Raw genomic sequence first — 19,481 nt, forward strand, 5'->3', positions numbered from 1 at the left:
GGCTTCCAGGAGGAAATTTCGTGTATCACACCATTCGCAACGCGGCCTACGAACCCGACCCGCTCCATGGACCGTGGCGGGAGGAGATGAGTGTGCTGCGGCTCGGCGAGGAGTTGCACACCGAGCTCACCAGGATGCACGCCGAGGCCGACCAGGGCTCCGTCCGCCCTGATCGGCTCCCCGTACGCAGGCTCAACTCGCTGCTCCAGGCGATGGCCCCCGGTGTCATCGCGACCGGCCGCAATGCCGGAACGGACGGCCGCCTGCCGTGGCTCTACGCACGGGAAGCCGTCCCGCCGGAGGTGCTGGCCCCGGTGATCGGCACCTGGGCGGCGGGCATGTACCGGGAGGAGGACGACACCGAGGGCGCCGATCTGGAGGAGAGGCTCCGCTCCGACGACCCGGCCGAGGCCGTCCAACTGCCACATTGGGAGACCGAATCGGTCGACCTCACCGAGACCGTGACCTCGGCGGGCGGAACAGCCGAACCCACCGCACGGCTCTACGGCCTGCTGCCCGAGTGGGTCGCCTTCCGGCTGGCCGCCCGGACGTTCCGCACCGGGGGCACCACACTCCACTTCCGCGTCGAGAGCTCGGGCAACAGCGCGCGACTTGTCTCCTGGCCGCCGCAGCGGTACGAGCGCCGCGGGCAGACCTGGTACTACTCGGCCTGCCTCAACATCACCGTCCACACCGTGCCGTTCGCCCCACGGTTCCGTGTCCATGTGTCCACGCAGGTACGCCGCTGGGCCACTCAGCTGGACGTGCGCCCCCACCAGCTCGGCGGCACGACCGTTCTGCTCGATGCTCCGCTGCCATGGCCGGGAGGGCCGGACCGGGGCCACCGGCTGATGGTGAACACCCTCGGCTACGATCGGCGGCTGAAGGAACTGGCCTGGCGCCACCACAGCCCCGCACCGCTCTTGCCCGAGCTGGACATCTTACGCAACTACCCGCAGCCGGAAGCGCTTTTCTCCTACCCGGAACGCTGGATCAACGGGTCCGGGGACGTGGCCGCCGGCATCGTCTACCACCCGTCGATCGGCCCGCATGAGGTTGGACCGGGGCTGATGGCACGGGAGCGGGCGGATCTGGACGCCTGGGTCGAGGAAGGGCTGCGCCCCATGCTGACCCGGGTCCCCGACCTCACACGGGTCACCCGGAGCAACACCCCCTCATTGCTGCCTCGTTCGGGAGCCGGACGTGGTCCGGGCGTCCGGGACACGCAGCTGGCCCTGCAGCGGCGGGCGGCGCTGGCACGCGCACTCAACGGCCGTCCCCTGGAGATCGACGTCTTCTGGCAGTCCCCGGAAACCCGTGCCGCCCTGCTCGCGGAACTGCCCAAGCTCATCGGCTTCCCTCCCGGGGAGAGCGAGGGGCCGGCCGACGACGACACCTGGCGGTGGCGGGGCGAGGGGGTCGAGATCCGCGTACGGGCCCGGCCCGCGGGACCCCTGGCCGACGCCCTGCCGGTCTCCCGGGAGCGCAGTCGCCCCAGGGCCGTCCGGTTGGCCGAAGCCGTCGAAGGGCGCTGCCGACTTGTGGCGGACCGAGTGGTTCCGCGTCCCGACGCGGCCGGAGTCGTGATCACGGAGATCGCCGGCAAGGAGCGATTCGCCGCCGTCCCCGACTCCGATCCCAAGCATGCGCTGCGCATCGCCTGGGCGCGGCAGGGCCGGCTGAGCCAGTTCGTCAACCTGCCCGACGACACCGACAGTGGCCTGGAGCACCGGGCCAAGTGGACCTGGCTGGACGCCTTTCGGCAGCTCGGCGCGATCAGTCCGCCCGCCCATCGAGTGGGGGCCGGAGTTCCCGGCGAACTCCAGTACGTGGCGCTCTGGCTCGTACGCCACACCAGGAAGGGGCCCACGCGGCGCCCTGTCCATCGGCTTGTCGCGGTGCGGGTCCGCCCCGGGGACGAAGGACCGGGCGTCATCGAGGGGTGGGACGCCGAGCGCGCCGAATGGGTGCCGTACCCGAAGCTGTTGCTGCTGCTCTCCCAGGCAGTGGAACCGGTGGCGGAGACGGGGAAGGAGACTGATACGGGTGGCCCTGGCGACGGCGTGACCGCCAGGGGCGGGCTCAGGCCCGGTGCCCGCCCGGGTGTGGAGCAGCACAGGCAGCGGGAGGCCGAGCGGCAGATCCGCGCGCTGCTCTTCCAGCTCCGCGGTCGCCCGACCCTCGTGCTGGCGGACGCAGGCAATCTGCGCCAGTGCTGGCCTCGCCTGCGCAACGGCGAGCTGGACCGCGACATGCTCGGCTTCGGCACCGAACCAGCCCAGCGCCACACGCTCTACGGTGACGACCTGCGGGTGGTGCTCGTACGGGACGCCAACGCGCGGGAGGAAGTGGCGGAGTGGTACGCCCACGACGCCAAGGGCAGGGTCGGCTTCGCCGAGGGCGTGTGGGGGACGGCGGAGACGGAGAGCCGTGTCTTCGCGAGTACGGCCTCGAAGCCGCACACAGTGGCGAAACTACCGAAGGGCCTCATGAAGCTGGCGCCCACGGCACAGGGCCGGACAGCACCCGGGAAGACGGCCTGGAACCCCGGGCAGCTGGAGATCACCGTGCTCGGCTGCCTGTCGGAGAAGGCGCTGGCGGACTCGGGGCGTGAAGGGGACCTGCCTGACCGGCCGGCGGAGTGGGCGACGCTCACGCACCAGCTGCGCTACCAAGACGACTACCCGCCGCTCGCCCGGCCCCTCCCGTTGCACTTGGCGCGTCTCGCTGGTGAGTACGTGCTTCCGGTGGCCGGAACGAAGGAGGAGGGGAGCATGTCATCCGCTCCATGAGCGAGGCGCCGCCTGCATGGGGCGTCCCAACGATCGACGCTGATAGGAATCATTGTTCCCTCGTGTGAGTCGGACATGGGGGCATACCGCTGTCGGGCGGGCGCGAACGCCTTCGCGAGACTGTGTCGAATCTGGTCCGGGAAAGTGCAACGGCCTGTTTCTCCGTGTCCCTTTTGACTGTCCCGCTTGGTAAACATGCAGGTCAAAGGGGCCTCCTGGGGATGACGGATCCATCATGCGGCTTTCTGACCCACGTATGTCCCACAGGAATTAATTTCGCGGGATCGGACAATTGGGATTTCATCCGATCGGCCATGGAAAACCCCTGATCAGGGCCATGGGGGGTCGAGTGGTTACGGCCAACTAGGCCGTGTGCGTTTTGGCATGCACAAGAAAGGCCCTGACCGGCGTTTCCGCTGGTCAGGGCCTAAATTTCCGGTGCCCCCGGCAGGATTCGAACCTGCGCACACGGCTCCGGAGGCCGATTCCCTCTCCTTCGTATCGGCAGGTCACTAGGGGTACAACCCCGCTACGTAGGTCTCTCGGTCCACGACTAGTCCACGTTTTGGAGCAGGTAGCCTGAGCCAACCTCTCCCGCTCACGGATGCAACCGTGGCCCTACCTCGACGGCTGCTATGTCTGCTGAGCTGCGAAGTCAGCGATAGTTGTGGTGCAGGGAGAAGGGATCAGAGACCAACTCATCGGAGCAGCTTGGCTGCGCGCTTCACGCGGCCGTGTCGTGATCCCCACCGCGTACCCAAGCTCTACACGTCAGCGTCCCGGGATGACCAAGCAGCACCCCAACCCTCCGACGGGCCGGCACACCTGTCAACGGAGAGACGAGCTGCGAACTACAAGGTCATCAACTAGACCTGCACGTCTCACCGTTCTGGCCTGACGTGCTCGTGACGTGACAGGCAGTCATCTGATTCAATCTGCGTACATGTAGGTGCAACTAGACAGGCGGGGGGCCGCGTTGAACGAAAATGGAACGGGGTTCGCCTCGATGGAGCGTGCGATGGTTCACCCACCGGTGTCCAATGCGACTGAAGATAGAGCGCAGGGTGGAGACCCGTTGGGAGCAGCTCGGGAGGCCCCGGTGAGGCTAGCCGCTCAAGCTGAGGAAGAGCTGGCATCCAAGCTCCGGGAGCGGGCCACCTCAACACCGGAGTTCTGGTCGTTCTCGGGGCGTTCCCGCCGTGAGGCGGGCCACGGCATCTTTGCCTACCCGGCAATGATGGTCCCTCAGCTGCAGGGTGCTCTGCTGGAGGACGTGCAGGCTGTAGATCCAGCCGTTGCTTCAGTTATAGACCCTTTCATGGGGTCCGGCACTGTGATGCTGGAATCAGCAAGTCGAGGACTTTCATTTTCTGGGACCGATATCAATCCGTTAGCCGTTCTGCTGGCGACGGTTAAATCACAGGTGCATGACTTGGAACAGTTGACCAGAGTACGTCAGAGAATTGCGCTGCGCGTCACTGAGGACTCGAGCGAAGAGATCGAGGTCGAGTTTCATAATAGAGACAAATGGTTCCGCGCCGATGTCACCCGTGACTTGTCGAGACTGAAAAGGGCAATCTCGGCCGAGCGTAGCAAGGCTACGCGTCAGGCGTTTTGGGTAGCTATGGCTGAGACTATTCGGCTTGTGAGTAACAGCCGAACCTCTACGGTGAAACTGCATTCTTATAGTGCTGATGATATCGATGCGCGGCAAATTGACACGATCGGGACCTTCCTTCGAATTTCTGCGTCTCAAATGGAGCAGCTTAAGGACCAAGCGGAGACTTTGTCTCGAGGATTCCGCAAAAACCCTAATCTCAAAATCTCGTGTAGCGTTGGCGATGCTAGGAGCATGCCTGTAAAGAGGAACCGAGCAGCAGTCGACGTCCTCATGACGTCGCCACCCTATGGGGACAACGTCACTACCGTTACCTACGGTCAACATAGCTATCTGCCTCTGCAGTGGATTGATTGCTCTGATGTGCCTGGTATGCGGCAAGAACTCCTTGAGAACACTCGCTCCATCGATTCAATCAGCCTTGGGGGAAAGCTCAAAGGTGCTCTCGCTTGGGCTGATGAGCTGAGAGAAAAGTCTCCCGCCTTCACGCATTGCCTGGACCAGCTACAAGCTCACCCGAGAAATGCACAGTCAAGGTTCGTCGGCTTCGTCCACGACCTCGATCAATCATTGGACGCCATCACGGCTCAATTGCGTAGTAACGCCTGGATGTTCTGGACGCTCGGCGAACGCAAGATCAGCGGCGTCCCTGTGCCCACGGTGGCTATCGTCCGAGACCTACTAGCATTTCGCGGCTCTCGTCACATCGAAACGCTAGAGAGGAAAATCCCTGGCGGGTCGAAGCGCATGGCGTTCAGAAATGCCAGCGGCGAGACAATGAATACGGAAAGCATCCTGGTCATGCGGGGCCCTAGTTACACCGACCTCGACTCTCGCTCGTAGGAAGGGGATAGAATAGTGTCTCAGCCTTACGACGGACTTGGGTCGGCAGACATTCTGCACCTTGAAGTGCACCCGTCTGTTGTGTTCAAGCTTGGCGAAGACCTCATTACTGATTCAATGCAGGCACTGATCGAGCTTGTAAAGAATTGCTATGACGCGGATGCGACTTGGGCAGAGATCGTTATCCGTACTGGGCTCGCTGACACAGAGACTTCGGATGCTCCGGCGATTGTCATTAAAGACAATGGCACGGGAATGACTGTCGAGCAAATCAGGCGTGGCTGGCTCACAATCAGCAATTCCGTGAAGCGTGAGATGAAAGCTCGGGGCCTTTCTACGCATCTCGGGAGGACGCCCCTGGGAGATAAAGGACTTGGCCGTCTGGGGGCGCAGCGACTCGGCGAAGTTGTATCCATTGTGACTAGACCAGCGGGTGCCGTGGTCGAGCACGAACTCACTATTGACTGGCGTGCATTCCAGAGTAAGTCATCGCTCAACGAAGTCGATCTGTCACTAGTGACTCGACCGAGTAAGGAGCCGGCTGGGACAACTTTGACCATCACGCACCTGAGAGAACCCAAGCAGTGGCGCGACGCTGCTAAAGGTGGGTCGGAGGACGGCACGTCTGTTCTGCAGAAAGATCTATCTGTTTTGATCTCGCCGTATGGCGATGAGCGGGGTCTCAGGATCCTCCTAAAGGTTGACGAAGAGCGTATTGACCTTTACGACCTGCCGTCGCGCGTTAGGAACGCTGCTGAAGTCCGGTATCTGCTGAACTACGAAAATGGCAAGCTTGACGTCGCTGGGGAAGCCTCGCTGAGCTACTGGGCTCCCCAAGAGAGGTCGAGGGCAGAAGATCGAGTCGCTTTTGATTCTCTCCTTGAGGCTGACTCAGGCGCAGCCTTCTTGGACTGGCTAAGTACGCACCGAGCCAGGCAGATGGAGGCCTTCAACTGTCGCCCTGCTGAGGCGCCTTACTTCTTAAGTACACACAGAACGATCGCTCTGAGTGATCTAGACAATGTGGCACTACATCGGTCAGAAGAGGGTGATATGACGCCCGCTGACCCCGGTCCTTTCCGCGGCGAGGTGGATTACGTAACCATCGGACAAGGGCATCCCGAGGCATTCAATAATCGCAGTGAATTCCGAAACTATTTGCGAAGCCTTGCAGGGGTTCGAGTTTACCGTGACGGCTTCGGTGTTCGGATGGATGAAGACTGGCTTGGGTTTCGAAAAGGGCAGACGAGCGGCTCTTCCTACTACACCTTGCGCCCTGAAAATACTTTGGGATTTCTCGATATCTCAGCGCGCCATAACGCGCAGCTTGTCGAAACCACAGACCGTGAAGGTTTTGCAGACACGCCTCACTATCGCAACCTGATGGCCCTATTGCAGGGATGGCGCTCTTTCACGGAACAGTTCCAAACTTTCATCCGGCGTGCATATAACGAGTATCGCCAGGAGGTCGAGGTTTCGAGGGCCGGTATCGACCCTGCGGCGAGTTCAGAGATCTTGATTCAACACGTCGAAGACACTCGATCGCGCACGATTGTGACCGCCAAACAGCGACTTAGGGCCCTGCGGGACGACGTCGAGGAAACGGCCAAGAGTCATGAGCGTGTCGCCAATGAACTCGACGCGAGTCAGCGCTCACTCTTCGCCGGCTCAGTGGATCCTGCTATCGCGCAGGAGTTGTCAAGTTTGCAAGCTGCTGATAAACGCAGAGGGCAGTCCGTCGTTGAAATTGAGGAGATTGTTGAGTCCCTAGAGTCCGAGCGTGCCGTGTTGCAGATTTTGCGGGCACAATCAGACCGACTCCGCGAGCAACTAGCTCAAACCTGGGAGACCGTCTCACTAGGTCTCACCGCTGAGGCCGTATCGCACGAGGTGGCCCATGTAGCCGAGGGCATCGCAGTTAGAAGTGCTCAAATTCGGCGACACCTTGCTGAAGCGGAAATCGCCGATAGGCGACTCTCTAGCTATATCCAGTACGTGCAGTCGGCGGCGAGTGCCTTGAAGCGTCAACTAGCTCACCTAAATCCATCTCTGCGATATATGCGTGAACGTCGGGAAAGGATCATGATTAGCGACTTCTGTCGAGACGTCGCAGAATATCATCGTGACAGGTGGGCCAAGGGGCCGATCTCTATCACCCTTGAGGTCGGTCAAGATTTCATGGTCGAGGTGAATAGGGGGAAACTGACTCAGATTCTTGATAATTTGCTGCTGAACAGCGAGTATTGGCTTCTTCAGGATCACAGGTTGGGCGTCCAGAGCTCTCCCGAGGTATCCCTTGTAGTCAATGCGCCTTATTTGGTCGTCAGTGATAACGGCCGGGGGATCGATCGAAGCGTAGAGTCGACACTCTTCGAACCGTTTGTATCATTCAAAAAACGGGGAGAAGGGAGGGGGTTGGGTCTCTACGTAGTGACACAGCTGCTTGATTCTGAGGGATGCGGGATCGAGTTGGCCCAGGACCGAAATAACAACGGTCGCTTCTATAAGTTCCAGCTGAACCTGGGGGGGATGTGTGTTGATGCATGAAGAGAGTGTCGCGAAGGATGATGTAGCGGCACGTGGGGGCCTGTCTCGGATTCCAGCTCAAGCCGATATGGATGCTGGCTTTACCTTCGATGCAAAGGTTGCGTCTCATCAACTGCTTGAACTGGCTGCGGTCGAGCGCGTCATCTGTGTTGATGACTGGTATGCCGAGAAGGAGGACGATGGGGAAGGCGTCCTAGCAGCTCTGGCCGAAGGTGCATTGTTGGCCGCAGACCGGGAAAAGATCGCTGACATCATTCCCGAGGTAACGCTTTTACGGGATGCGTCAGCCCCACTAGAGCTAGTCCTCGATGAAATGAGGGACGCGTGGACGTCTCTAGATTCCAGCAAGCGTAAGGCGATACGCCAAATCGCAGACGACCGCCTGGGGTCAGAAGGCGTTGGGCTTCCGGGGGAAGAAGATGAGCCGGCCGCCGCTTGCCTTCGAGGGTTGCTCGCCGACTCCAGAGAGTTTCTTACTCTCTCACTCTCCGACTGGCGCAAGCAGCGAACTACGTTGCTTGCAGACGGTAAGAGCACGCTTATCCTGTTCGATCGCGACTTCAGTAGAGAAGGGGCATCGCAGAACGCCGGAGAAGAGCAGATATCTGCGCTGCTTCACGATGCTCCCGACAGTTGGCGAATTGGCCTATTGACGCATACGGTGTCTCCGGATGACGCCGAGGTCGAGGCGTGGAAGACTCTTTCCCAGCAGTTTGATGCAGATTCCTCTAGGTTCCTCGTCATTGCAAAAGGCCGTCTTTCGCTGACCGCGGATGGGTTCCCGCGCATGCTGAAACTGACGTTGCTGGCACCAGCGCTGGAGCGCTTGCAAGGGGGCCTCGCCGAGGCAGTAAGCGGGACGTGGGCTGAGGCGATCGAAAAGGTGGGACTAATCAATCCCTACACGCTTGAGGCTGCGCTTAATGGTGACAGGCTCACGGATGGAACCTGGGGACCTGAGACGCTGTTGCGGATTGCTACGGCATTCACACAGGATTCTGTACGGGCCAAGCTTCGCGCTGATCGCACGGTTCACGCGTCTAGCGAACTAGTGACGAGCCTGAGCAGGGTGAAGATGCCGAGCACATCAAATTCCGATCGTGTTCGTCAGGAACTGGCCAATATTGAACGGCTTGAATATTTTGAGTCGGCTGATCATCTGACTGAGCTTCATTTCCCGCTGGAAGTGGGGGACGTTTTTGCGTTCCAGAAGTTCGTTGAGAAGCCGCATCAGTTTGAGAAGCGTCACTATGAACGCGGCAGCGCTGCTGGAAACGTCGCCTCGGAGTTGCGACGCTCGGGAGCAGTGCATCACATGATCCTGCTTGCTCAGCCTTGCGACTTGGCTGTTCGCGCTGACGGAAAGCGGGGAAATGGTCTGGAGTTTGTGAGGCTCGCACCTCTGAAAAGTCCTGCCATAGGACGTGTAATCACGCACCCAGGGGGAGGCGTGGCGACTTCATTTGACCTTCCGTTTTTCTTTGAGGAATCGGGTGGTGGCGTCGAGGTCAAGCTGAGCCAGCAACATTATGTGCCGCTGACAGCCCTAGACATGTGTGTCCTTAGCGCCAGCGGCGATGCCTTTATGGCCACTGAGCAGGAGATGCCCGACCACGTTCTGCCAAATTGGCAGGAGCGTTTCAAGTTCTTGCGCACATGGGTGGCGAAGCAAGTAGAGGCTTACAAGGTTATGGAACCACATGGGATGCCAGGCAGGGCGGCTGATCAAATCACAGCTGCGTTGACTGGAACAGTGGCCTCGCCCAAGCTGGAAGCGCTAATTTCTCTATCGCAGTCAGCAATCACCTACGGGGTCAAACGAGTCGGACGCCTCCGGGAACCGTATCGCTCGGCTTTGCTCTCTCGAATGGCGCAGCGCGACTCCCGGGATGCCTTTGATCCGAGCCTAATCGATAAGACCAACGCCTAATTACCGCGGTGCCAGGAAGGTAAGGAATTACCGCGGAGGCGGCGGAGCGGGTTTGGCCGGTGGCCTGCCCGGTCTGGGGTCGAGCATGATCAGGGGGCCGTACGCTGGTTGGCAACTCGGGCAGGCTTTGGGCCTGACCGCAATGTGCACGAGTGGCCCCCTGGTCTTGCTCGACGCGGGACCCGGATCGGGGAGGTGGCTAAAGCCGTGGAGCCGACCGGCCCCAGCCACGATGCACCTCTTCTCTGGCATGGGGTGGCTGATTGCTGTGCGCGCGGCACGGGCGCCGGCTGGGCTGGAGCGGGGCGGAGACAGGAGCGCAGGCCCGGCCGGGGGCCGGGCCGCGCGCGGTGAGCGGAGCGAGCCGCCTTGAACCCGTGAAGAAGGTTGTTACTCACGTGGCCTCTGGCGCGTGTAGGCGGCTCCTGATCAAGTAGGCGTTGCTGCAGAGGACTTGCCGTCGTTACGACTGGACCACGAGATTTGTGCATTTGCTCGCCGTGCCAACGCTTCAGAGCTACATTCACCTGGTGCTTCTCAGGTTCAAGGAGCGGGCTGTGGCCCGCGCGCAACGCAGACTCGCACCGTTCATGGAGCCCGGCGAGATCGTTCTGGAGGTCGACATCTGCCAAGGCGGCTCCGATCTATTCCAGATCCTGAGCGGCCGTGGCCCGCGAGTTCATGTCGCTCTCTCTGACAGGGCGCTGTACCTCATCCGGCGCGGTGGCGGCACTGATCGGCTCCCGGTCAGAGAGATATCAGACGTGGACTTCAAGGAACGTCCTGACCCTGCTGATCTCGTCGCCAGCGCGGTGTATGCCGCTGACCGACTGGCGCGGCTGGTCAAGATCCGTCTCTGGGACGGTACGACAGTTGCCCTTATGCCGGTGGGGCGAAACGCGGTGGCGCTGTTCGGGCCTGCGCTTAAAGTACGTGTGCCAGACCGAACCGTGGCGGAGCACCGAATCGAGTTCGGAGACGGGCGTGGCGTTAGGGTGCTCCAGCAACGAGGCAGACCTGGCAGCGTCGGTTATGACTGGGACTTTGTCCCGGATGACGATGTGGACGTAGACAAGGAGCCGCTAAGCGCCTTGTTCAACCAAAGGATGCGCGAGCTGATGCGCAAGGCTGGCGATCCCAATGCAGACACGCCTCAGCCGTAACCAGCCGTGTGAGCGTGCCGTCTCAGCGACTTAGGTGGCGGCTGCGATGTGCCACAGTGGGGCTGTGTATCGCTCCGGCCTGCTGTTGATGAGCAGTTGGCGCAGGTCATCGCGTTGTGAGCCGTCGAGGTTCAAGACCTCGGTGAGGTGGCGGAACGTCGTGTGAGTGACTTCGCGGCTTCGGGCCTCTGCCTCGAACCGGGAGAGTTGGCGGAAGACCGATTCGGGGTCGAGCCTCGTCGGCTGTTGCTCCTTGAGCCAAAGGGCCTTGTTGCGCTCGTAGTCGATCTCTGAGGAGCCGCAGACCTCGCGGCTCAGATCCTCCACCTGATCCAGGGCGGTGGTTGCCACGACCGCGCGGGCCAATTCATTGCGGCTCAGGGCGTCGTCCAGGTCGACTTCGTGGACCGTCGGGCTCTCGTTCGTGAGGGGGATGGGGAGGCCGGCGTCGCGGACCTCGCAGATGCCTCGGATTCCTCGTGCTGTTGCGGCGAGCATCCCGGTTGCCTCAGAGGGATGCCATTCCAGGACCGAGCTGATCGGGTCCGTGTTCTCCGCGGTGAACTTGTGGACGAGCGGGCCGAACAGGCTGCGTATGTCGTCGACGGGGACTTCGCCGTCCAGGCCGGGGCCGGCGACCAGTAGCCGGATGGGAGCGTCTACCTGGCAGCACGCTGCCAGCGTCAGAGCGTCGGCAAGAGGGCTCTTGAGCGTCGGCTCGTCGCCTCGCGCGAGGATGTCGCCGCCCACGTCCAGAAGGTCGATCGTGGTCGGCTTGAAGTGGCCGATCAGTTCTTCCAGTTGGCGGGTGATGCCCTCGGCGCCGTGGCGGGGGTCGATCAGAGCGAAGGTGTGCGGGAGTTCTGCCGCGAGGCGGGGGAGGGTGGATCCCGCTGGAGCGATCGGGCGGGCGCTGGCCGGTACCGACCAGACTGCGTGGGTCACGGGTTCGAGGCCCGTGAAGTTGTCGGGGCCTCGTGGACCCGGTACTGGATCGATCAGCAAGCGGTCCCACGCGTACGTGAGGATCACTGCATGGTCGGGCTCGGCGCCGTACAGAGCGGCGTCAAGCATTGCGGCGGCGACGGCGTCGCCCCCTCCTCCTGCTGCGACGATCAACCGCGTCATGGGCCCAACATTACGGGTTCGCCCCCTGGCCACTCACCCTATAGTGGCTAGAGGCCATAGCCACTTGGACGAGGAGGGGACATGCCTCAGATCGAGGAGGCGCAGCCGAAGTATCTCCAGATCGCTCACTTCATCCGCGATCAGATCCTTCGGGGCGACCTGCGGCCGGGGGATGAGGTCCCCTCGGAACGGCAACTGGCGGCCACCTGGAAGGTGTCCCGGCCGACGGCCGCGCGGTCTCTGGAAGCGTTGAGCCATCAGGGGCTCGTCGAGAAGCGGCAGGGGTCGGGGACGTACGTGCGCAGCCTCGAAGTCAACCGCAGGGCCCGGGAGTTGTACGGCCGGGCGCGGCAGACCGGGAAGATTTACACCTCTGGCGAGTATGCGGTGATCACCTCGGCGGGTTGGCTGGAGGCTCCGGATCACGTCGCTGAGGCGCTGGGGCTGGTGAAGGATCGTCGGGCCGTGCATCGCCGGCGCGTGACCAACAACCAGGACGGGCCTATCACTCTGTCCACTTCGTGGTTCGCGCCGGACGTCGGGCAGCGGGCGCCCAAGCTCCTGGAGCCCGAGCGGATCCAGGAGGGCACCTTGATGTACGTCGAGAACATGACGGGACGGCAGGGGAGTTACGCCGAGGACCGCATGTGTGCTCGGCAGGCGACGGACGAGGAGGCTCAAGACCTGCAACTGGAGTCAGGCTCGGCGGTCTTGATCGTGAACCATGTCGTGTTCGACCTCCAGGATCGGCCGTTGGAGTTCGCCGAAGCCACCTACCCGCCGCATCGCTGGGCGTTCGAGCAGGGGTATCCCCTCACCTGATAGCTGACGGCTCGTCATTTCGACAGAACCGCTTGCGCGTCGCAGGTGGCTAATGCCACTATCCAGTAAGTGGCTAAGGCCACTTACTGAAGGGGGCACGGTGTGACGAGTCGGCAGCCGGATCAGGGCGCGCACTTACCTTGCCGGGGATGTCGTGGGCGCGGCTGGAAGCGAGTCGGCTCCCGTACGGCCCTGGCGCTCTCCACCGTCAATGACCGTGTCCGTCCCACATCGAAACGGCGCTGCCTCGACTGCGACGGCAGCGGCAGGGAGTGAACGCGGATGGGCTACACGATCGACCGCTATCCCTCTGCGGACTCACCGCGACTCGGTGCGATGACCTTGCACCCCGTCGCGGAGTCCGTACCCCGGGCCCGGCGCTGGTTCCGGAAGTTCATCGCTCCGTACAACCCGGCCTGCTCGGTCGACGACTGCGTACTGATGCTCTCCGAGCTGGTGACCAACGCCGTCGTCTACGGCCGGTCGGACGACCCGTGGATCGTCCAGGTCGAGTGGTTCCGTGAGGGAATCTCGCTCCGGGTCGACGTGCACAATCCGGGGTATCCGGCGAACGTGCGACTGCGGCGCCCCGAGGCCAATGACGCGCACGGGCGTGGGTTGCTGCTCGTCGACTCCATCGCGGACTCCTGGCAGTCCGGGCCCAGCCGCTTCGGCGGTACGGTCGTCTCCTTCGTGATGGCCGATGCCTGGCCCGACGACTGACTCGGGTGCCGCGCAGCAGTACTGCGCAACGGGTTTTCTCGCTAGTCTGGTTGACCAGTTGACTTGGCCAATCTCGACAGGCGGCGTTCATGGCGTATGAAGTGGAGGCACCCAAGTACGTCCGCCTCGCCCAGACGATCCAGCGCCGCATCGAGGATGGCACGTACGCGCCGGGCACTCGGGTGCCCAGTGAGAATCAGCTGGTCCAGGCGTTCGGGATGTCCCGGCCTACCGTGGTTCGCGCTCTGGAGCTGCTGAAGCGGGACGGCTGGCTGGAGTCCCGGCAGGGCTTCGGCACCATCGTGCGTGGTCGGCCGGCCGTCGTCGAGCAGAAGAACCGGCGAGGGCGGGAAGCGCTGGAGCGCGATGAGTCGCAGACTCCGGGGCGCCTGGTCGCGGTGGATCGCGTGCCCGTTCCGGCGCGCGTCGCCTCGGTGCTCGGGCTGCCGAAGCGAGCCGAAGTCCTGATGCGCCGCTTCCTGGTCGAGGAGGAGGGGGAGGCGGTCGAGCTCGTCTCGTCGTACTTCCCCGCCGGCCTGGTCGACGGCACCGAGCTCGGGAGCTCCGAGCCGTTGAGTGCCGGGGTCCGGGAGCACCTGGAGGGGCGGAAGAAGGTCCGCTATGACCATGTGACGGAGCGGGTCTCTGCCCGGTTGCCTGATACCGGTGAAGCTGAGCTTCTCGGCCTGCCCGACGGGGTTCCCGTGCTCAGCGTTCTGGTCATCGCCTTCGATGCGTCGGGCCAGGCGCTACAGGTCTCCGACGTGCTGCTTCCTGCCGATGGGCAGGAGCTCGAAGACACATACCGCTTGAACTAAGCCCAGAACAGGGGCCGTTGGCCTCCATCCCCACTTGACAAGTCAACCTGGCAACTCTAACTTCGAACTTGCTAAGTCAACCTGTCAGGTGACAGGTTGACCGATCTCAGAAGGAGAACTCTCTGTGCGTGTGATCCGTATCGACGCCTCGTCCGCCACGATCCTGCTCACCGAAGCGCCGGCACCGAAGGTGCGTGACCGGCAGACTGGTGAGATCGCCAAGGACGCCGTGAGTGGCGAGGCCCTGATGACCGTGGGCGTCGTCTACATCGACGAGGGCGAATCGGCCCTGATCCAGGTCACCGTCCCCGAAAGCGGCGTCACGGAAGGGCTGACCGTCGGCGCCCCGGTCGCGCTGCCGGGACTGGTGGCCCGCCCCTGGCAGAGCGTGTTCAACGGCCAGCAGCGCCACGGCATCGCCTACCGGGCCACCGCCGTCATGCCGGGCGCCTTCCCGATGGCTCAGGCGGGCTGATCGCGTGACGGACCTGGTGACGGTGGCCGAGCTGGGCGGGTCGCTCGCTGCGATAGGCGGCGCGGCCTACCTCCGGCACGCTCACCCCGCTGCGTACTGGTCCACGGTCGGGCTGCCGGTCTCCGTGGCGCGGCTGCTGGCCTCGTACTCCTCGACCATGGACGCCTGCGGCCTGACCGTCGAGCCTCCCCGCTGGCGGGCCCTGGCCATCAGGGCGACGACTCGACGGGAGGTCCGGCCGGTACCGCCCCGCCGGGGCATCATCCGGCCCACCTCGACCGGTCTGCGTATGCGGCTCAGGCTCGCGCCGGGCCAGGAACCGGCGGACGTGGCGGCCTCGGCCGAACGCCTCCGGCACGTCTGGGGCGTCCACGCCGTGTACGTACGGGACATCAAGCCCGGAGTCGTCGAACTGCGGCTCGTCGGCTTCGACGTCCTGCGCAAGGTGCGCATGCCGCGCCGGACCGGGACCGAGGGCGATCTCTTGCGGGTGCCGGTGGCGCTGCGGGAGGACGCGACCGCGTTCGTCCGTGACTACCAGGCCGTACCGCACGAACTCGTCCTCGGCGCCACGCTGTCCGGTAAGTCCATGTACCTGCGGAACCTGATCACCGGCCTGGCCGCGCAGCCCGTCGTCCTGGTCGGCATCGACTGCAAGCGCGGTGTCGAGCTCTCGCCGTTCGCCGCCCGGCTCTCCGCCCTGGCGACCGATCCCGAGCAGGCGGCCGAACTGCTGCCGGTGCTCGTGAAGGAAATGGAGGACCGATACGACCTGATCAAGGCCCGACAGGGCATCGCCCCTGGCACCCCCGATGAACTGATCACCTCCGACATCTGGGGTCTGCCGGAAGACGAACGCCCCTCGCCCATCGTGCTGTTCGTCGACGAGGTGGCGGAACTCTTCCTCGTCGCGACGCGCAAGGAAGAGGAACGGCGGGACGAGATGGTCACCCAGCTCATCCGGCTCGCCCAGCTCGGCCGCGCGGCTGGCATCTATCTGGAGGTCTGCGGGCAGCGCTTCGGCGCCGAGCTGGGCAAGGGCGCCACCATGCTCCGCGCGCAGCTCACCGGCCGTGTCTCCCACCGCGTCAACGACGAAGCCTCCGCGAAGATGGCACTCGGCGACATCGCCCCGGAAGCCGTGTACGCCGCCTGTTCCATCCCTGCGGAACGCCCGGGTCTCGCCGTCGCCGGTGACACCTCCGGCGGCTGGTCCCGCATCCGTACGCCGTACATCTCGCTCGCCGACGCTGCGGCCACCTGCCGCGACACGGCTCACCTCGCCCCCGACGTACCGGCGCTCTCCCCCTTCCGGCCCTACGTCCCGCCCGCGCCGACCGTGAAGCCTGCCGAGCCGGTAAGCCACCCCCGGCCGGTCACCGAGTAACCCCACCCCCCCTGACTCGACGCGCCATCGCGCCAAGTCCCTACCCCGCCATGCCCGAAAGGAGAGAGCCCCCACCATGTGCCCCGACTGCGAGGACTTCGCCCGAACCGTCGTCCTGCTGGGACAGCTCGCCCTGTACGCCGACACGTCGGACGCCGACATGACCTTCATCGACGCCGTGGGCGTGTCGCTGGCCGCGTCCCTCCCGGAGCCGCCGCCCGGCATCTTCCCGCCCGGCTACGACCCCGATGACGGCCCGGACTACCCCGGCGAGCCGCACTGATGTCCCGCCCAGCCTTCCGCGCGGACGCGGTCCTGGTCCAGGCCGTCATCGCCGGGGCCCTGTCCTTCGCCCACCTGCACGACCTCGCCGCCGCTGCCGGGCAGAGCGGATGGAAGGCCTGGGCCTATCCGGTCTCGGTCGACCTGCTTCTCGCCGCTGCCTGGCACCGGCTCCGCACCGGGGGACCGAAAGCTGCCGCGTGGTGCTGGTTCCTCGTCGCCCTGACGGCCTCGCTCGGAGCCAACGTCGCGACCGCCGGCCTCCTCGACCTGGGCGACGTCCCCGCCTGGCTGCGGATCCTCGTCGCCGGATGGCCCGCGGTCGCCTTCCTCGGCGGAACCCTGCTCGCCCACCGCGGTCCGACCACAACACCGGAACCGGAACCAGGACGGGAAAGGGCACCGGCCCGGCTCGACGAGGACGAACCGACCGCCCCGGCTCCTGAACTACCCGCCGCCCCCTCTCTCCCTGTCGCCGTGCCGCCCGCCCTCGTCGCCCTGGCCCGCAAGGTCGCCGACGAACACCACGCCCGGACCGGGACGGCCATCGACACCTCGACCCTTCGCGCCCGTCTCGGCGTCCCGCTGCCGCTCGCCGAAGCCATCGCCGCCCAACTCGCTTGACCCGGAGGACATCCCACCGTGCGCCCGTCCACGCTCCGCGCGCTGAACCGCGCCGCCGAGCTGACCCGACAGAACCGCCTCACCGAAGCCATGTTGATCGCCGAGCCGGTCATCCTCGCCGCCGACAGCTACGAGGGCGACGAGATCTTGCGCTGGCTCGCCGACCACGTCGCCGACTTCACCGGAGAGAACGACACCGCAGAGAACGAGAAGGGAACCGGCTGATGCCCGCCAACCCGCGCTTCCGCCGAGTCGTCCGTATCGGCCCCGTCCAGGTCGCCACGTACTACGACGGCCGCGGCCGCGAGAAGCACACCGCCGCCTGCACCGCCCCGCGCTGCGGCTTCTCCGCCGACTACGACAGCCGCGCCGCCGCCGAACTCGCCGCCCGCACCCACCGCTGCGCCGCCCGCTGAGGGAGCTCCTATGACCGTCTCACTGCCGCTCGTCCTCGTCCTGGGGCTCATCGCCTGGGCCGCGATCAAGTTCCTCGGCGTCCGCGTCTGGATCGTCGTCGTGATCGCGCTCTTCGGCTTCCTGCTCTCGCGCACCTTCCTCGCCCCGGTCATCGACTCCGGCACCCGTTCCGGGGTCGACGTCGTCAACGGCACCCACGACTGAAAAGGAGGCAACTCGTGTTCCGCCCCAAGCTGCCCGACGTCCCGACTCTGCCCAGCTCGAACGCCCTCAGCACCCACCACACCCACACCCCGGCGCCATCCGCCGGCCACCAATCCCTCAGCCCGTACGTGGGCGCGGTCGCCGCGATGGTCGTCGTCGGAATCGTCCTGACCGCACTCCTCGCGGCCGTCGCCGTCACGGCCATCTCCGTGGCCATCGCCGCCGTGGTCCTGCGCTCCCTCGTCACCGGCGCCAACAAGCGCTGACCGGCCGCCGGGGGGGCAACAAGCCGCCAAGCATCCCGCCGCCCCGGGGCCGCCGCTCCCGCCGCCGAAACAGCCGAAAGGAACCCCCATCATCACCCGGCAGACTCCGCCCCCACTGGCGGAACTCTCCACGCTGGCCTCCCTCGGCACCCTGCCCGAGCTGGCCCGCCAACTCTCCACCCTGGGCGGCTGCACCCGCCCCGTCCGCCTCGACGGCCACCGCACCGAATACGCGGTCGACACCGCGACCGGCGAGATCGGCCGCGCCCTGCACCACCTCGACTCCACCGCCCTCCCGGCCGGCAACCTCCTGGTCCGCTGCAACAACCGACGCGCAACCCGCTGCCCGGCCTGCGCCGAGACCTACCGCCGCGACACCTTCCACCTGATCACCGCCGGACTCCGCGGCGGCAAAGGAACCTCGGACCAGGTCGCCACACACCCGCGCGTCTTCGCCACCTTCACCGCCCCCGGCTTCGGCCCCGTCCACAACCGCCCTTCAGCCGGCCGCGCCTGCCGCTGCGGCACCCACCACGACGACCAGGACCCGGCCCTGGGAACACCCCTCACCCCCGACTCGTACGACTACGAAGCCGCCGTCCTCTGGAACGCCCACGCAGGAGCCCTCTGGCGCCGCTTCTCGATCTATCTCCGCCGGGAAGTCGCCAAGCGCGCCGGCCTTGCCCAGCGGGCCTTCCGCGACCACGCTCGCGTCTCGTTCGCCAAGGTCGCCGAGTACCAGAAGCGCGGCGCGGTCCACTTCCACGCGGTGATCCGCCTCGACGGACCGGAAGGCGGCGACACCCCGCCCCCGCCGTGGGCGTCCACAGAGCTGCTGACGGACGCGATCCGTGCCGCAGCGGCCGCCGCCCGCGTCGACGGCCCGGAAGTCGACGGCCGTCGGCACTCCTTCGTCCTCGGTCGGCAACTCGACGTCCGCCCGATCCGCTCCGCCGACTTCGACGGCGGCCAGGAGCTGACCGAGCGGGCCGTTGCGTCGTACATCGCGAAGTACGCGACCAAGGGCGCCGAGACCACGACCGGCACCCTCGACCGCCCGCTCAGATTCCTCGCCGAGCTGGCCCAGGCCCGGCTCACCGAACACGCCCGTCGGCTGATCCGCACCGCATGGGCCCTCGGCGCCCGTAAGGACCTGGAGCATCTCCGCTTACGCGCCTGGGCTCACATGCTCGGCTTCCGCGGCCACTTCTCCACCAAATCCCGCCGCTACTCCACCACCCTCGGCGCCCTTCGCACCGCCCGCGCTGACTGGCGCTGTGCTCAAGCGGCCGCCGCGCTGCCCGAACGCGAGTCCGAGACGACGTATGTCCTCGCGCACTGGGCCTTCGCCGGGACCGGCCTCTCGGCCGCCGAAGCCTGGCTCTCCGCATCCCTCGAACCCGCCCTCGGAACGGAAGGGGAACCGACGTGAATCCGCAGCG

At 64.8% G+C, this 19,481-nt stretch carries 18 protein-coding genes; 17 read left to right on the plus strand and 1 reads right to left on the minus strand.

Going from position 1 to position 19,481, the window contains the following annotated elements; genetic code table 11:
• The first annotated feature begins 20 nt into the window (after positions 1 to 20).
• The 5 genes from ABT114_RS23080 (at position 21) to ABT114_RS23100 (ending at position 10,893) form a co-directional block, all read left to right on the plus strand.
• A complete protein-coding gene (locus tag ABT114_RS23080) occupies positions 21 to 2,792 on the plus strand; it encodes a pPIWI_RE module domain-containing protein (RefSeq protein WP_351144712.1) in 2,772 nt (923 codons plus the stop codon).
• A gap of 1,099 nt (positions 2,793 to 3,891) precedes the next feature.
• A complete protein-coding gene (locus ABT114_RS23085; RefSeq protein ID WP_351144713.1) occupies positions 3,892 to 5,253 on the plus strand; it encodes a TRM11 family methyltransferase in 1,362 nt (453 codons plus the stop codon).
• A gap of 15 nt (positions 5,254 to 5,268) precedes the next feature.
• Positions 5,269 to 7,800 (plus strand): ATP-binding protein, encoded by a 2,532-nt coding sequence (locus ABT114_RS23090; protein WP_351144714.1) that lies wholly within the window; start codon positions 5,269 to 5,271, stop codon positions 7,798 to 7,800.
• Entirely contained in the window at positions 7,793 to 9,730 is a 1,938-nt protein-coding gene (locus tag ABT114_RS23095) for a hypothetical protein (protein ID WP_351144715.1), read from the plus strand. Before ABT114_RS23090 ends, ABT114_RS23095 begins: the two co-directional genes overlap by 8 nt.
• A gap of 485 nt (positions 9,731 to 10,215) precedes the next feature.
• The gene (locus tag ABT114_RS23100; protein ID WP_351144716.1) at positions 10,216 to 10,893 is read left to right on the plus strand and encodes a hypothetical protein; all 678 of its coding nucleotides are present in this window, start codon (positions 10,216 to 10,218) and stop codon (positions 10,891 to 10,893) included.
• 30 nt (positions 10,894 to 10,923) lie between these two features.
• On the opposite strand, the gene ABT114_RS23105 is transcribed toward ABT114_RS23100, so the two are convergent.
• Positions 10,924 to 12,021 (minus strand): DUF1152 domain-containing protein, encoded by a 1,098-nt coding sequence (locus ABT114_RS23105; RefSeq protein ID WP_351144717.1) that lies wholly within the window; start codon positions 12,019 to 12,021, stop codon positions 10,924 to 10,926.
• An 81-nt stretch (positions 12,022 to 12,102) separates the two neighbouring features.
• On the opposite strand from ABT114_RS23105, the gene ABT114_RS23110 reads away from it, so the two are divergent.
• The 12 genes from ABT114_RS23110 to ABT114_RS23165 all read left to right on the plus strand — a co-directional run bounded on the left by ABT114_RS23110 (position 12,103) and on the right by ABT114_RS23165 (position 19,471).
• Entirely contained in the window at positions 12,103 to 12,843 is a 741-nt protein-coding gene (locus tag ABT114_RS23110) for a GntR family transcriptional regulator (protein ID WP_351144718.1), read from the plus strand.
• 282 nt (positions 12,844 to 13,125) lie between these two features.
• Positions 13,126 to 13,566 (plus strand): ATP-binding protein, encoded by a 441-nt coding sequence (locus ABT114_RS23115; RefSeq protein WP_351144719.1) that lies wholly within the window; start codon positions 13,126 to 13,128, stop codon positions 13,564 to 13,566.
• An 89-nt stretch (positions 13,567 to 13,655) separates the two neighbouring features.
• Entirely contained in the window at positions 13,656 to 14,384 is a 729-nt protein-coding gene (locus tag ABT114_RS23120; protein ID WP_351144720.1) for a GntR family transcriptional regulator, read from the plus strand.
• Between the two features lie 124 nt (positions 14,385 to 14,508).
• Positions 14,509 to 14,859: an SCO3933 family regulatory protein gene (locus tag ABT114_RS23125; protein WP_351144721.1), complete on the plus strand. Its 351-nt coding sequence runs from the start codon at positions 14,509 to 14,511 to the stop codon at positions 14,857 to 14,859.
• Between the two features lie 4 nt (positions 14,860 to 14,863).
• Positions 14,864 to 16,246 carry an FtsK/SpoIIIE domain-containing protein gene (locus tag ABT114_RS23130; RefSeq protein WP_351144722.1) on the plus strand — a complete coding sequence of 461 codons (1,383 nt, stop codon included), beginning with the start codon at positions 14,864 to 14,866 and terminating at the stop codon, positions 16,244 to 16,246.
• A 76-nt stretch (positions 16,247 to 16,322) separates the two neighbouring features.
• Positions 16,323 to 16,529, plus strand: coding sequence for a hypothetical protein (locus tag ABT114_RS23135; RefSeq protein WP_351144723.1), 207 nt, complete (start codon positions 16,323 to 16,325; stop codon positions 16,527 to 16,529).
• Complete coding sequence (locus ABT114_RS23140) at positions 16,529 to 17,152, plus strand: DUF2637 domain-containing protein (protein WP_351144724.1); 624 nt, start codon at positions 16,529 to 16,531, stop codon at positions 17,150 to 17,152. The genes ABT114_RS23135 and ABT114_RS23140 overlap by 1 nt, the downstream gene beginning before the upstream one ends.
• Positions 17,153 to 17,170: 18 nt before the next feature.
• On the plus strand, positions 17,171 to 17,377 hold the full coding sequence (locus ABT114_RS23145; RefSeq protein ID WP_351144725.1) for a hypothetical protein: 207 nt from the start codon (positions 17,171 to 17,173) through the stop codon (positions 17,375 to 17,377).
• A complete protein-coding gene (locus ABT114_RS23150) occupies positions 17,377 to 17,568 on the plus strand; it encodes a mobile element transfer protein (protein ID WP_351144726.1) in 192 nt (63 codons plus the stop codon). Before ABT114_RS23145 ends, ABT114_RS23150 begins: the two co-directional genes overlap by 1 nt.
• A gap of 10 nt (positions 17,569 to 17,578) precedes the next feature.
• Entirely contained in the window at positions 17,579 to 17,773 is a 195-nt protein-coding gene (locus tag ABT114_RS23155; protein WP_153288610.1) for a hypothetical protein, read from the plus strand.
• A 14-nt stretch (positions 17,774 to 17,787) separates the two neighbouring features.
• A complete protein-coding gene (locus ABT114_RS23160; protein WP_351144727.1) occupies positions 17,788 to 18,039 on the plus strand; it encodes a SpdD protein in 252 nt (83 codons plus the stop codon).
• Between the two features lie 115 nt (positions 18,040 to 18,154).
• Entirely contained in the window at positions 18,155 to 19,471 is a 1,317-nt protein-coding gene (locus tag ABT114_RS23165; protein ID WP_351144820.1) for a replication initiator, read from the plus strand.
• Positions 19,472 to 19,481 lie beyond the last annotated feature (10 nt).

This window comes from Streptomyces sp. NPDC002088, assembly GCF_040296605.1.
Taxonomy (GTDB): Bacteria; Actinomycetota; Actinomycetes; order Streptomycetales; family Streptomycetaceae; genus Streptomyces.